General features: G+C 67.2%; 11 protein-coding genes. 6 read left to right on the top strand and 5 right to left on the bottom strand.

Translation table 11 applies throughout. The features are described 5' to 3' along the window. Window positions 1-25: 25 nt before the first annotated feature. Both C0V75_RS07050 and C0V75_RS07045 read right to left on the bottom strand, forming a co-directional pair. Window positions 26-634 carry a peptidylprolyl isomerase gene (locus tag C0V75_RS07050; protein WP_101920204.1) on the bottom strand — a complete coding sequence of 203 codons (609 nt, stop codon included), beginning with the start codon at window positions 632-634 and terminating at the stop codon, window positions 26-28. Continuing rightward, window positions 624-1,133, bottom strand: coding sequence for a peptidylprolyl isomerase (locus C0V75_RS07045; protein ID WP_101920203.1), 510 nt, complete (start codon window positions 1,131-1,133; stop codon window positions 624-626). Before C0V75_RS07045 ends, C0V75_RS07050 begins: the two co-directional genes overlap by 11 nt. Window positions 1,134-1,281: 148 nt before the next feature. Between C0V75_RS07045 and pgk the strand changes: the two genes are divergently transcribed. The 6 genes from pgk (at window position 1,282) to C0V75_RS07015 (ending at window position 7,773) form a co-directional block, all read left to right on the top strand. Continuing rightward, complete coding sequence (gene pgk, locus C0V75_RS07040) at window positions 1,282-2,472, top strand: phosphoglycerate kinase (RefSeq protein ID WP_101920740.1); 1,191 nt, start codon at window positions 1,282-1,284, stop codon at window positions 2,470-2,472. Between the two features lie 108 nt (window positions 2,473-2,580). After that, a complete protein-coding gene (locus C0V75_RS07035; RefSeq protein WP_101920202.1) occupies window positions 2,581-3,474 on the top strand; it encodes a fructose bisphosphate aldolase in 894 nt (297 codons plus the stop codon). 164 nt (window positions 3,475-3,638) lie between these two features. Further along, entirely contained in the window at window positions 3,639-3,941 is a 303-nt protein-coding gene (locus C0V75_RS07030) for a septum formation initiator family protein (RefSeq protein WP_101920201.1), read from the top strand. Between the two features lie 153 nt (window positions 3,942-4,094). After that, the gene (pdhA, locus tag C0V75_RS07025) at window positions 4,095-5,084 is read left to right on the top strand and encodes a pyruvate dehydrogenase (acetyl-transferring) E1 component subunit alpha (protein WP_101920200.1); all 990 of its coding nucleotides are present in this window, start codon (window positions 4,095-4,097) and stop codon (window positions 5,082-5,084) included. 14 nt (window positions 5,085-5,098) lie between these two features. Next, window positions 5,099-6,472, top strand: coding sequence for a pyruvate dehydrogenase complex E1 component subunit beta (locus C0V75_RS07020; protein ID WP_101920199.1), 1,374 nt, complete (start codon window positions 5,099-5,101; stop codon window positions 6,470-6,472). Between the two features lie 11 nt (window positions 6,473-6,483). Continuing rightward, window positions 6,484-7,773, top strand: a complete 1,290-nt coding sequence (locus C0V75_RS07015) for a pyruvate dehydrogenase complex dihydrolipoamide acetyltransferase (RefSeq protein WP_101920198.1) — start codon at window positions 6,484-6,486, stop codon at window positions 7,771-7,773. A gap of 93 nt (window positions 7,774-7,866) precedes the next feature. Here C0V75_RS07015 and cysE read toward each other — a convergent pair whose 3' ends face one another. The 3 genes from cysE to C0V75_RS07000 all read right to left on the bottom strand — a co-directional run bounded on the left by cysE (window position 7,867) and on the right by C0V75_RS07000 (window position 13,370). Next, window positions 7,867-8,685, bottom strand: a complete 819-nt coding sequence (cysE, locus tag C0V75_RS07010; protein WP_101920739.1) for a serine O-acetyltransferase — start codon at window positions 8,683-8,685, stop codon at window positions 7,867-7,869. A gap of 326 nt (window positions 8,686-9,011) precedes the next feature. Further along, entirely contained in the window at window positions 9,012-12,932 is a 3,921-nt protein-coding gene (locus C0V75_RS07005; protein WP_101920197.1) for a glycoside hydrolase/phage tail family protein, read from the bottom strand. 3 nt (window positions 12,933-12,935) lie between these two features. Continuing rightward, window positions 12,936-13,370 carry an NlpC/P60 family protein gene (locus C0V75_RS07000; protein WP_101920196.1) on the bottom strand — a complete coding sequence of 145 codons (435 nt, stop codon included), beginning with the start codon at window positions 13,368-13,370 and terminating at the stop codon, window positions 12,936-12,938. Between the last annotated feature and the right edge of the window lies 1 nt (window position 13,371).

Genomic DNA, 13,371 nt, shown 5'->3' with positions numbered 1-13,371 from the left:
TTTGCTTTTCCCGCAGGCAAGCGCCCTATTCGACGACGGTCACGCTGGCCATGTAATCCGGCGCATCCACCGCCCCGTTGGCGGCCTGATCGCCCTTCTTGATGGCATCGACCACCTCCATCCCCGACACGACACGCCCGACGACGGTGTATTGCCCGTCCAGATGCGGCGCGGGGGCGAACATTATGAAGAACTGGCTGTTGGCGCTGTTCGGGTCCATCGACCGCGCCATGCCCACCACGCCCCGGTCAAAGCTGACGGAGGAAAACTCCGCCGCAAGGTCGGGCATGGCCGATCCGCCCATCCCCGCCATCGACATGTCACCGCCCTGACGGCCGAATTCCACATCGCCCGTCTGCGCCATGAACCCGTCGATCACCCGATGGAAGACGACGCCATCATAGGCCCCTTCCTTGGCCAGCGCCGTGATCTGCGCCACATGGTTCGGTGCCACGTCCGACGCCATGTCGATGACGATGGTTCCCGTGGTGGACCCGGCCACCTCGATCACCAGATTCGGGCCCGGACCATCGACCACATCCTGCGCCTCGGCGCTCTGCGACAGGGCAAAGCCGCCAATCGCGGCCAGACCAAGGGCGAAAAACCCCGCGACGATGAAACGATCAGAGGACATCGGCAGCCACCCGCACCGTCACCATGCGATCGGGATTTGCCGGCGGCTCGCCCCGCGTGATCTTGTCCACATGCGCCATGCCCGAGATCACCCGGCCATAGACCGTGTATTGCCCGTTCAGGAAATGGTTGTCGGTAAAGTTGATGAAGAACTGGCTGTTGGCCGAATTCGGATTGGCCGACCGCGCCGCGCCCAGCGTGCCGCGATCATGCGGGATGCGGCTGAACTCGGCCGGAAGGTCAGGATGGGCAGACCCGCCCGTGCCAGCCCGGCGCAGGTTGAAATCCTTCTCCATATTCCCGTTCTCCACATCGCCCGTCTGCGCCATGAAGCCGTCGATGACCCGATGGAAGGCCACGTTGTCATAGGCCTTCTCGCGGGCCAGAACCTTCATGCGCTCGCAATGTTTGGGGGCGATATCGGTAAGAAGCTCGATCACCACCTCGCCGTCCTTCAGCGTGAGGATGATCGTGTTCTCGGGATCCTTGATCTCGGCCATAGGGCTTTCCTTCCGGTTTTGTCTGGCCGGGAACCTAATGGCGCCGGGGCGGCAAGGAAAGGGCGAATGGCGATTCCCGCCTGCGGCACGGTTGACGACCGGGCCGAAGCAACGGAAAGAGGGGCAGGACCCGATGACGGAGGCAATCATGGGCTGGAAGACGCTCGACGACGTGGCGCTGGCGGGCAAGACCGTGCTCCTGCGCGTGGATATCAACGTGCCGATGGAGGATGGCCGCGTCACCGACGCCACGCGGATCGAAAAGATCGTCCCCACTGTCGAAGACATCATCGCCCGCGGCGGCAAACCCGTCCTGCTCGCCCATTTCGACCGGCCCAAGGGCAAGGTCGTCCCGGAGATGAGCCTGCGCCACGTCCAGCCCGCGCTTGAATCCGCGCTTGGCCGCAAGGTCGTCTTCGGTGCGGATTGCGTGGGCGATGCCGCAAGGGACGCCATCGCCGCCGCCGGTCCGGGCGAGGTCGTGCTGCTGGAAAACACCCGTTTCCACGCCGGCGAGGAAAAGAACGATCCCGCACTGGCCGAAGCCATGGCCGCGCTCGGCGACATCTATGTGAACGATGCCTTCTCCGCCGCGCACCGCGCCCATGCCTCCACGGCGGGCCTCGCCCATCTGCGCCCCGCCGCCGCTGGCCGCCTGATGGAGGCGGAACTCAAGGCCCTCGAAGCAGCGCTCGGCACGCCCGTCCGCCCCGTCGTCGCCGTGGTCGGCGGTGCCAAGGTCTCCACCAAGCTGGACCTGCTCGGCAACCTCGTGACCAAGGTCGATCATCTGGTGATCGGCGGCGGCATGGCCAACACCTTCCTCGTGGCGCAAGGCATCGAAGTCGGCAAATCCCTCGCCGAACGCGACATGGCCGATACCGCCCGCGAAATCCTGCACAAGGCCAAGGCGGCAGGCTGCACCATCCACCTGCCCGTGGATGTGGTCGTCGCCCGCGAATTCAAGGCAGGCGCCGCCAGCGAAACCGTCGCCGCCACCGCCTGCCCGGCCGATGCGATGATCCTTGACGCAGGCCCCGCAACCGTCGCCGCCCTGACCGCAGTCTTCGAGTCCGCAAAGACCCTGATCTGGAACGGCCCCCTCGGCGCGTTCGAGATCAAGCCCTTCGACACCGCCACCAATGCCGCGGCACAGGCCGCCGCCCGCCTGACGCAGGCAGGCAAGCTCGTCTCGGTCGCGGGCGGGGGCGACACCGTCGCCGCCCTCAACGCCGCAGGCGCTGCCGACAGCTTCACCTTCATTTCCACCGCCGGGGGCGCCTTCCTCGAATGGATGGAAGGCAAGGAACTGCCCGGCGTCGCGGCCCTGATGGGCTGACGCGCGGCACGGCGGGAAAAACCGCCCCAACGTTGGCGCTAACTGCATTGCGGGCCCGGCAGGGCCTGCGATATGTGCGGGATCAACGCAGTTCACAGGGAGAAAGCCATGACCACCGCCGCAATGACCGCAAAAATGCGCGAAGGACATGGCTTCATCGCCGCGCTCGACCAGTCCGGCGGCTCCACCCCCAAGGCCCTGCGCCAATACGGCATCGCCGAAGACGCCTGGACGACCGAAGCCGAAATGTTCGACCTGATGCATGCCATGCGCGCCCGCATCATGACCTCGCCCGCCTTCACCGGCGAAAAGGTGATCGGGGCGATCCTCTTCGAACAGACGATGGACCGGATGGTCGAAGGCATCCCCACAGCCACCTTCCTGTGGCAGAAGCGCGGCGTCGTCCCCTTCCTCAAGATCGACAAGGGGCTGGAGGCAGAGGCCGACGGCGTGCAACTGATGAAACCGATTCCGGGGCTGGAGGCGCTGCTGGCGCGGGCCGTGGCGGCGGGAATCTTCGGCACCAAGGAACGGTCGGTCATCAGCGCCGCGAACCCGAAAGGGATCGAGGCGATCGTTGCCCAGCAGGTCGCCCTTGGCCATCAGGTCATCGACGCCGGGCTGATGCCGATCCTGGAACCCGAAGTCACCATCTCGATCCCCGACAAGGCCGAGGCCGAGGCGATTCTCCGCGATGCCCTGATCGCGGCACTGGATGCCCTGCCGCAGGACCGGCAGGTGATGCTCAAGCTTTCCCTTCCCACGGTGGACAATTTCTATCTGCCGCTGGTCAAACACCCCCGCGTGCTGCGCGTCGTGGCCCTGTCGGGCGGGCATGCACGCGATGCGGCCAATGCCATCCTGGCGCGCAACACGGGCGTCATCGCCAGCTTCAGCCGCGCCCTGACCGAAGGGCTCAGCGCGCAGCAATCCGATACCGCCTTCAACGCCACCCTTGCCGCCGCGATTGAAGGAATCTGGTCCGCCTCCGTCGCGGGCTGACCGCCTTCCTCCACGGCCCGGCACCCTGCCGGGCTGTGGCACGGATGCCCCAGATGCGCCTCCGTCGGCGGCCCGTCGGCCCCTCGCTCTTGGTCTGCGGCGGTCTTTGTGATCCATTATCCCCAAAGCGTCCCCGACAGAGGGGCGAATGATGGCGAGAGCAGATGAACCAGACTTCCAACCGCCCCTCCCTTGGCGCCATGGTCTATGTGCTGATGGCATTCACGCTGGGCAGCTATTTCACCTTTGCCGCCGTGCAGGGGGATTATGGCGTGTTTCGCCAGGTCGAAATCGCCGCAGAGGCCGAGGTGCTCAAGGCGGAACGCGACCGGCTCGCCGCCGAACTGGCCGACATGCAGAACCGCACCCAGCGCCTTTCCGACGATTATCTCGACATCGACCTCCTCGACGAACAGGCCCGCAGCGTGCTGGGCTATGTCCGCGCCGATGAGATCGTGATCCAGTAACCCCCCCTTCCCACCCTTTCCTCCGCTGCATGGCAGCCATGCGCCGCCCCCTTTTCCGGGCGGCGTTTTTGCTTTGACCCAGCATTCCCCGATATCGTATAGGTCGTTTAACGTTGAACTACTTTTGCAGCCTGCCAGGGGAGGACACCGCCGATGGCCGCGAAGAAGCCAGCCGATCGACCGAACGTGTCGAAGGACGATCTTCTGAAATACTACCGCGAGATGCTTCTCATCCGCCGCTTCGAGGAGAAGGCGGGTCAGCTTTACGGCATGGGCCTGATCGGCGGTTTCTGCCACCTCTATATCGGGCAGGAAGCCGTGGTCGTCGGCCTCGAAGCCGCGACGAAGGAAGGCGACAAGCGCATCACCTCTTACCGCGACCATGGCCACATGCTGGCCTGCGGCATGGATGCCAAGGGCGTGATGGCCGAACTCACGGGCCGCATCGGCGGCTATTCCAAGGGCAAGGGCGGCTCCATGCACATGTTCTCGAAGGAGCGCCACTTCTACGGCGGCCACGGGATCGTGGGCGCGCAGGTCCCGCTGGGGGCGGGCCTCGCCTTCGCCGACAGGTATCTGGGCAATGACAACGTCACCTTCGCCTATTTCGGCGACGGCGCCGCCAACCAGGGCCAGGTCTACGAGACCTACAACATGGCCGAACTCTGGTCGCTTCCCGTGATCTTCGTGATCGAGAACAACCAATATGCGATGGGGACCAGCGTGAAACGGTCCACCAAATCCACCACCCTCTTCGGCCGCGGCCTCGCCTATGGCATCCCCGGCGAACAGGTGGACGGGATGGATGTTCTTGCAGTCAAGGCCGCCGGCGAAAAGGCCGTCGCGCACTGCCGCGCCGGCAACGGCCCCTATATCCTTGAAATGATGACCTACCGCTATCGCGGCCATTCCATGTCCGACCCGGCCAAGTATCGCACGAGGGAAGAGGTGGAAAAGATGCGCTCCGAAAAGGACGCCATCGAACATGTGCGCGACCTCCTCTTGCAGGGCGGTCTCGCCTCGGATGACGACCTGAAGGCCATCGACAAGGAGATCAAGGCGCTCGTCAACGAAAGCGCCGAATTCGCCAAAGACAGCCCGGAGCCCCCGCTGGAGGAGCTCTGGACGGATATCTACGCGTAAGGGGGGAACGACAGATGGCAACGCAAGTACTCATGCCCGCGCTTTCCCCGACGATGGAGGAAGGCACCCTGGCCAAATGGCTGGTCAAGGAAGGCGACACCGTCAAATCCGGCCAGATCATCGCCGAGATCGAAACCGACAAGGCCACGATGGAATTCGAAGCCGTCGATGAAGGCATCATCGGCAAGCTGCTGGTCGCCGAAGGCACGGCCTCGGTAAAGGTCAACACGCCCATCGCCGTGCTGGTGGAGGAAGGCGAATCCGCCGACGCCGCCCCTGCCCCGGCTGCCACCGCCGCCGCAGCCCCCGCCGCGCCCGTGGCCGCCCAGGCCGCAGCCCCCGCCCCGGTCGCCGCACCGCAGGCCGCCCAAGGCTGGCCCCATTCCGACCTGCCCGAAGGCGTGCCGACCAAGACCATGACTGTCCGCGAAGCCCTGCGCGAAGCCATGGCCGAAGAGATGCGCGCCGATCCTTCCGTCTTCCTGATGGGCGAAGAGGTCGGCGAATATCAGGGCGCCTACAAGATTTCTCAAGGTCTCTTGGATGAATTCGGCGCCAAGCGCGTGGTGGATACGCCCATCACCGAACACGGCTTTGCCGGCATCGCGGTCGGCGCAAGCTGGGGCGGCCTTCGCCCCATCGTGGAATTCATGACCTTCAACTTCGCCATGCAGGCCATCGACCACATCATCAACTCCGCCGCCAAGACGCTCTACATGTCCGGCGGCCAGATGGGCTCGCCCATCGTCTTCCGCGGCCCGAACGGCGCCGCCGCCCGCGTGGCGGCCCAGCACAGCCAGGACTACGCCGCCTGGTATGCCGCCATTCCCGGCATCAAGGTCGCCATGCCCTATTCCGCCGCCGATGCGAAGGGCCTGCTGAAATCCGCGATCCGCGATCCGAACCCCGTGATCTTCCTGGAAAACGAAATCCTCTACGGGCGTTCGTTCGAGGTTCCGGCCGAGGGCGATTTCACCATCCCCTTCGGCAAGGCCTCCATCCTGCGCGCAGGCAGCGATGTCACCATCGTCTCCTTCGGCATCGGCCTGACCTATGCGCTTCAGGCCGCCGATGACCTGGCGAAAGACGGCATCAGCGCCGAGGTCATCAACCTCCGCACCCTGCGCCCCATCGACTATGACACGGTCCTCGCCTCGGTGATGAAGACCAACCGCTGCGTCACGGTCGAGGAAGGCTTCCCCGTCGGCTCCATCGGCAACCACATCGCCGCCACCATCATGCAGAAGGCCTTCGATCATCTCGACGCGCCGGTGGTGAACTGCACCGGGAAAGACGTGCCGATGCCCTATGCCGCGAACCTCGAAAAGCTCGCGCTCACGACGACCGCCGAAGTGGTCGCCGCGGTCAAATCCGTCTGCTACCGGTAAGGGAGGGGATCATGGCAACCGAGATTCTGATGCCCGCCCTCTCTCCGACAATGGAGGAAGGCACGCTGGCGAAATGGCTGGTCAAGACGGGCGACACCGTCAAATCCGGCCAGATCATCGCAGAGATCGAAACCGACAAGGCCACGATGGAATTCGAGGCCGTGGATGAAGGCATCATCGGCAAGATCCTCGTCGCCGAAGGCACGGCGGGCGTGAAGGTCAATACCCCCATCGCCGTGCTGGTCGAGGAAGGCGAAAGCGCCGATGCCGCCCCGGCCCCGGTCAAGACAGCAGCCCCGGCCGCCGCACCCGTGGCGGCCCCGGTTGCGGCGGCGGCCCCTGCCCCTGCCGCGCCCAAAGTCGCAGGCACCCGCGTCTTCGCCTCCCCCCTCGCCCGTCGCATCGCGGCGGAAAAGGGGCTGGACCTGACCAAGGTGCAAGGCTCCGGCCCCCATGGCCGCATCGTCAAGGCCGATGTGGAAGGCGCGAAACCCGTGGCGGCTTCCGCGGCTCCGGCTGCGGCCCCGGCCGCCCCGGCCCCTGCCGCCGCCCCGGCAGCCATGCCCACTGGCCCGGCCACGGAAACCGTCCTGAAAATGTATCAGGGCCGGACCTTCACCGAGGTTCCGCTTGATGGCATGCGCCGCACCATCGCGGCGCGCCTGACCGAAGCCAAGCAGACCATCCCGCATTTCTACCTCCGGCGTGAAGTGCGTCTGGATGCGCTGATGGCCTTCCGCGAACAGCTCAACAAGCAGCTTGAAACCCGTGGCGTGAAGCTCTCGGTCAATGACTTCATCATCAAGGCCTGCGCGCTCGCGCTTCAGGCCGTGCCGGATGCCAATGCCGTCTGGGCGGGCGACCGGATGCTGAAGCTGAAGCCTTCCGACGTGGCCGTCGCCGTCGCGGTGGAAGGGGGCCTCTTCACCCCCGTCCTCAAGGACGCCGACCAGAAGTCGCTCTCCACCCTCTCGGCGGAAATGAAGGACCTCGCCACCCGCGCCAAGACGAAGAAGCTCGCCCCCCATGAATATCAGGGCGGCAGCTTCGCCATCTCAAACCTCGGCATGATGGGGATCGAGAATTTCGATGCCGTCATCAACCCGCCCCATGGCGCGATCCTCGCCGTCGGCGCGGGCCTTAAGAAACCGGTGGTGATGAAGGATGGCAGCATCGGCGTGGCCACGGTCATGTCCATGACCCTCTCGGTCGATCACCGCGTCATCGACGGAGCGCTTGGCGCGCAATTGATGCAGGCTATCGTGGACAATCTGGAAAACCCGATGGCCATGCTCGCCTGAGACGGCTTCGGAAAAGGAAAAAGCCCCCGAAAGCAATGGCTTCCGGGGGCTTTTTCGTAAATTGCGTCAACCGCGCCGCAGGGACGGAAACCGTCAGTCGCAGTCCACGCAGCCCGTCAGCTTGTGATCCATCGACACGGCAGGTTGCGAACAGCCCGCCTCGCCCACGATCTTGGCCGGAACACCCGCCACCGTCTTCATCGGCGGGATGTCCTGCAACACCACCGACCCCGCCGCGATGCGCGAGCAGTTGCCGATGGTGATATTGCCCAACACCTTCGCCCCTGCCCCGATCAGCACGCCATTGCCGATCTTGGGATGCCGGTCGCCATCCTCTTTGCCCGTCCCGCCCAGCGTCACGGAATGCAGCATCGACACATTGTCGCCGACCACCGCCGTCTCGCCGATCACGATGGAATGGGCATGGTCGATCATCAGCCCCTTGCCCACCCGCGCCGCCGGGTGGATATCCACGCCGAACACTTCCGAAACCCGCATCTGCACGAAATAGGCAAGGTCCTTGCGCCCCTGCATCCACAGCCAATGGCCGATGCGATAGGCCTGCACCGCCTGATATCCCTTGAAGAACAGGATCGGCTGGATGAACCGGTGGCAGGCCGGGTCGCGGTCATAGACCGCCATCAGGTCCGCCCGCGCCGCCGCACCCAGTTCCGGGTCGCTGTCATAGGCGCGATCCGCGATCTCGCGCAGGATCTGCTCGCTCATCTCGCCCGAGGCCAGCTTCAGCGAAAACCGATAGGCCAGCGCCCGTTCCATGCTGGAATGGTGCAGAAGGCTCGAATGGATCAGCCCACCCAGCAGCGGCTCGGACGCAATCGCCTCCCGCGCCTCGTCGCAGACCCGCGACCAGACCGGATCAACCGTGGTGACTTTCGCCTTCACTTCGGCCATGACGCGCCCTCCATATCGAAACACCCGCATATCATATAGACACGGCGCTGGACAGGCCAACCATGGTCTAAGCTTCCACCGCGCCAGCGCCGCACAGGCCGCCCCCATCGCCAGCAGGGCCGGGGCGTCCAGCGCGACCGGCAACCGCCCCGGTCCCAGCCGCGCCATCACGCTGCCATTGCCCCAGACCGGATGCCCCCGCCCGAACCGCCGCGCATAGCGATGCGCCGCATGGGCCTCGGCCAGCACCCGCTCCGCCTGCGCGTGATGACCAGCGCGCAGATACGCCGCCAGCGCCAGCACATCCCCGATCAGCACCCGCCGCATCAGAGCGCGATCCGCCGAACCGGTCCCGCCCCGAACCGCGCCGAAAGCTGCGCCACCGCCACCTCCACCGGCCCATCCGCCGCCCGCCAAGCCGCCGGATAGACCCATTCCGCCACCGTCACTTCCACCCGCCGCAGCACCGCAGCCCCCTGCCGCACCTCCACCAGATAGGCCTCCCGCTCCTCCCCCAGCGGCACCTCGACCGACTCCCAGCTATCCCCGTCGATCCGCGTCCGCCGGATCCAGGTCAGCCGCACCCCGCCCGCCACCGCCTCGGCCCGCAGATGCGCCACCGCATAGGGCCGCAGGCCCAGCCCGGCAAAGGCCAGCCGCCGCTCCACCACATCGGCATCCTCCACCCCGCGCGCCGCTGCCCCCACGCGCCAGACCCGCTCCAACCCCCGCGCAGACAAAGGCAGCGACAGTTGCGCCACCGCCCCCGTCATCAGCACCACCCGGCTGCCCGCAGGCCAGAAGGCCGGCATCGCCCCTTCCGTCCCTGCCTGCCCGCGCAGCCGCATCGTCAAGGCCCAGCTTTGCGGCCCCACCAGCTCCGCCCCGGCGAACTGGAACAACTCCCAGCCATCCGCCCGCCCATCGCCGATCGCCGCAAGATTGGCCCCGTTCAGCACCGCCTCTTCGGCCCGCGCCTCCACGGCCCCGGCCGCAAAGCGCACCACCAGCGGCTCCCCCCGATCCCAAAGCCCGCCGCGTGCCGCCGCCAGGGCATTCTGGCTCTCCCCCATCACCGCCGCCGCCCCCAGCACGGAATTGAGTGCAAAGCTCTCCCCATCCCCCGGAGACCAGACCGCCACCCGCCCCGGCCAGGGCGCTGCCGCCACCGCCAGATGCGGCGCATGGGCCACCTCATCCCCCGCCATCAGCGGCAGGTCCAGAAAGACCGGCTCCACCGGCACCGCAGGCACGAAAGGCGCGATCCGGCTTTGCAGGCCGCCATCCGGGCCGGGCAGATAGACGCCGCGCTCCACCCGCACCGCCTCCACCTGCAAGGCCTCGCCCTGTTCCATCCGGTCGATCCGCCAGCGCTGCCCCTCCAGCGCCACCACATCCCCAACGCCCAGCCCGATCCGCGACCGGGGCAGCGTGAACTCCGCCACCTCGCGCCCCACCCGCAACTCCGACAGCCAGCGCTCCGCCAGCCGCCGCGCCTCCTCGGGCAAAAGCGCAACCGGCGTCTCCTGCTCCATGGCCGAGACCGCCTCCTCCCCCGGCCGCTTCGCCTCGACCACCAGCCGCTGATAATCCCCCTCCGCATCCGCATGGGTCAGCCGCAACCGCGCCGTCCCCTCGGCCTCCGCCGCCCGCCGCCGGATCAGGTCGCCCGCCTCGCCCGCCACCAGCGCCGCCGCGTCCAGAACCGCCGCCACCCGCGCCCCGCGCGACAGGAACCGCATCCGCCCCGCGCGCTCCAGCGCATCCACCCCGCCGGCCAACAGCAAAGGTTGCAAAGCCGACCGCGCCGTCCCCGTCTCGGTCAGCGCATAGCCGCGCAACAGGCCCTGCATCCCCCCGACATCCGGCATCTCCAGACCGGCGCGCTCCACGATCTCGCAGATCACCGCCTCAAGAGGCTGCGCCGTCGCCCGCCCGTTCAGCCAATGCCCCCGCTGGTAATTCGGCCCATCCGTCCAGACCTCGCCGCGCAGGGGAAAGGCCGGATAGGGCCGCGCATCCCAGGCCCAGAGATAGGCATGATCCATGTCCACCATCCGCCCGCCATAAAGAGGCGATATCGGATTGGCCGCCGCCTCTGCCCAATGGGCAGTGAAGGCGCGCACATATTGCATCTGGATCAGGTCATCGCGCTGCCCGCTCGATCCCCGCGGCACCGCCGATTCCGACGAGGCCGGATCGAAGAACAGATTGGGCTGGTTCGTCCCCCGGTCGATTGCCGGGCACCCATATTCGGTGAATCGGATCGGTTTCGACATCGGCACCCAGCCCGTGGCCTGCTCCAGCCGCACCCCGTCGATGCGGGGATGATGCGGCAGGCTCCACCAGCTCTTCAGATCCTTCACCCGCCAGATCCAGGGCTCGCCATGCTCCCCATCCGTGATCGGCTCGCGCCGCTGCGCCGCCACCCCTTCGTCCGAGGCATAGTACCAGTCGAACCCCTCGCCCCCCGCCACATTGGCGCGCAGATAGCCAAGGTCATGCACCCCCGGCCAGTCCGCATCCGCCCGCTCTTCACCCTCGCGCCAGTCCGACAGCGGCATGTAATTGTCGATCCCGATGAAATCGACAGCCGGATGCGCCCAGAGATCATCCAGATGGAAATACCGGTTCCCGTCGCGGGCAAAGCCGGAATACTCGCTCCAATCCGCCGCATAGCTGATCTTCGCCCCAGGCCCGAGGATTGCCCGCACCTCCCCCGCCAGCGTGGCAAGCGCCGCCACGGCCGGAAAGCTGTGCCCCGGCCCCCGGATCTGCGTCAGCCCGCGCAGTTCCGATCCGATGCAGAAGGCCTCCACCCCACCCGCCAGCACACAGAGATGCGCATAATGCAGGATCATCCGGCGCAGGCCCCAGTCATCGGGGGGGCCGGAATAAATCACCGCGCCCCCTTCCCGCGTGAAATGCCCCGGCATCGCCTGGCCGAAACAGGCCGCCACCTGCGCCACTGCCGCCGCCGTCCCGTCAGGCGATCCCGCCCGCCCCGGCGCGACAGACAGCGTGATCCGCCCCCGCCAGGGCCGCACCGGCTGCCCCAGCGCCCCGCTATAGGGGTCGGGCAGGGCATTGCCCGCCAATTGCTCCATCAACAGGAAGGGATAGAACATCACCGCCTGCCCGCCCGCCCGGATCGCCCTGATCGCCTCGATCACCGCGCCATCTGCCGGCGTGCCGCCATAGATCGACTTCCCCGCCTCCTGCGCCAGGACCTCGGCCTCCGCCCGCGAGATGCCCCCCGCCCGCCACGGCATCCGCGTGCCGTCATGGCCCCGCGTCTCGACCTTGGGCTTCACCTTGCACTGCCCGCAGCGCAGATCGTCGCCGAACCAGGACACCACCACCGACACCGCACCCAGGTCCGGCAATTCCCGCCGCATCTGCGCCAGCGACACCGCCATGTCGCAGGGTCCCGCCGCGCTGTGCTGATTGGCGACCGTCACCCCGCCGCCGCCACCCGACAGCAGCACCCGCTCCGTCGCCAGCGCATATTCCCCCGTCCCCGGGATAAGCGCCACCGCCCGCACCGCGCGGGCAAAAGGCGCCACCTGCGCCGCAAGCTCGCCCTGCGCCTCGCGCAGCACCTCAAAGGTGAATTGCGGCACCCGGTTGCCATAGGCCTCCAGCATCAGGTCCTCGAACACCACATAGGCCGTGCCGCGATAGGCGGGCGCCTGCTCGTCCCCCTCCAGCGCAGAGATCTTGGGATCGGGAAGTTGCACCTCGTCACCGGGATAGACGCGCAGGGTCACCGTGGCGGGGTTCACCTCCGTCCCATCCGCCCAGATGCGCCCGACGCCCTGGATCACGCCCTCGCACAGCGCCACTGCCAGGTTCACGCTATAGCTGTAGCTCGTCACCGTCGTCGTCGTGGTGGTGGACCGCGACCCGCCCTTGCCACCGCGCGTCTGGCTTTGGCTCTGGCTCTGGCTATGGGTCACATGCTCGGTAAAGGGCGAACACCAGATCACTTGCCCGCCCACCCGCATCCGGCCCCAGACCACCGGCAAGGCCCCGCCCTCGCCCGATATCATCACCCGGAGCCGGTCCAGCCGCGCCGTCTCCACCGACACCGCCTCCGACCCCGCCCCCATGAGACGCGAGTCGATGGCCCGCCCGATGGTCGCGCCCACCGCCCGCCCGATCACCGCGCCCGACAGGCCCAGCACCGTGCCGCCAAAGCCCGAACCGATGAAGGCCCCCGCCGCGCCCAGGATCAAGGTCGCCATAACTCACACTCCCAACGGAAAATCGAACCGCGCCACCACCCGCCGCGCCCAGGGCTCCGACAGCGGGCTTTCCACCACGCCATGCCCGGCATAGGCATGTACGAAACTCGCCCCCGCCCCGGTCCCGGCCTGTATCCCCAGATGCTTGGCCACCGCCCCTTCGCGCATCCGGAACAGCAGAACCTGCCCCGCCGCCACGCCCTCGCTCGGCCGCAACCAGCGCCGGGCCGCCGCCAGCAGATCCTCGCGCCCCCCCGCTTCCGACCAGTCCGCCGTATAGGCCGGCACCGCCTCCGGCTCCGCCCCCAGCACCTCGCGCCAGACCCCGCGCAACAGGCCAAGGCAATCCGCCCCCGCGCCCCGGCAACTCGCCTGATGCACATAGGGCGTGCCGATCCAGCCGCGTGCCGCGGCGACGATTCCTTCCCGCGCTGTCATG

It is taken from the genome of Tabrizicola sp. TH137 (genome assembly GCF_002855575.1).
In the GTDB taxonomy this organism is placed as follows: Bacteria; Pseudomonadota; Alphaproteobacteria; order Rhodobacterales; family Rhodobacteraceae; genus Paragemmobacter.
Note: the sequence above shows the minus strand (reverse complement) of the source record. Positions and strands in the feature narration are given on the sequence as shown.

Bases quoted from the DNA above. Each gene is read 5' to 3' on its own strand.
- C0V75_RS07050 (WP_101920204.1), bottom strand. From the start codon at position 634: ATGTCCTCTGATCGTTTCATCGTCGCGGGGTTTTTCGCCCTTGGTCTG.
- C0V75_RS07045 (WP_101920203.1), bottom strand. From the start codon at position 1,133: ATGGCCGAGATCAAGGATCCCGAGAACACGATCATCCTCACGCTGAAG.
- pgk (WP_101920740.1), top strand. From the start codon at position 1,282: ATGGGCTGGAAGACGCTCGACGACGTGGCGCTGGCGGGCAAGACCGTG.
- C0V75_RS07035 (WP_101920202.1), top strand. From the start codon at position 2,581: ATGACCACCGCCGCAATGACCGCAAAAATGCGCGAAGGACATGGCTTC.
- C0V75_RS07030 (WP_101920201.1), top strand. From the start codon at position 3,639: ATGAACCAGACTTCCAACCGCCCCTCCCTTGGCGCCATGGTCTATGTG.
- pdhA (WP_101920200.1), top strand. From the start codon at position 4,095: ATGGCCGCGAAGAAGCCAGCCGATCGACCGAACGTGTCGAAGGACGAT.
- C0V75_RS07020 (WP_101920199.1), top strand. From the start codon at position 5,099: ATGGCAACGCAAGTACTCATGCCCGCGCTTTCCCCGACGATGGAGGAA.
- C0V75_RS07015 (WP_101920198.1), top strand. From the start codon at position 6,484: ATGGCAACCGAGATTCTGATGCCCGCCCTCTCTCCGACAATGGAGGAA.
- cysE (WP_101920739.1), bottom strand. From the start codon at position 8,685: ATGGCCGAAGTGAAGGCGAAAGTCACCACGGTTGATCCGGTCTGGTCG.
- C0V75_RS07005 (WP_101920197.1), bottom strand. From the start codon at position 12,932: ATGGCGACCTTGATCCTGGGCGCGGCGGGGGCCTTCATCGGTTCGGGC.
- C0V75_RS07000 (WP_101920196.1), bottom strand. From the start codon at position 13,370: ATGACAGCGCGGGAAGGAATCGTCGCCGCGGCACGCGGCTGGATCGGC.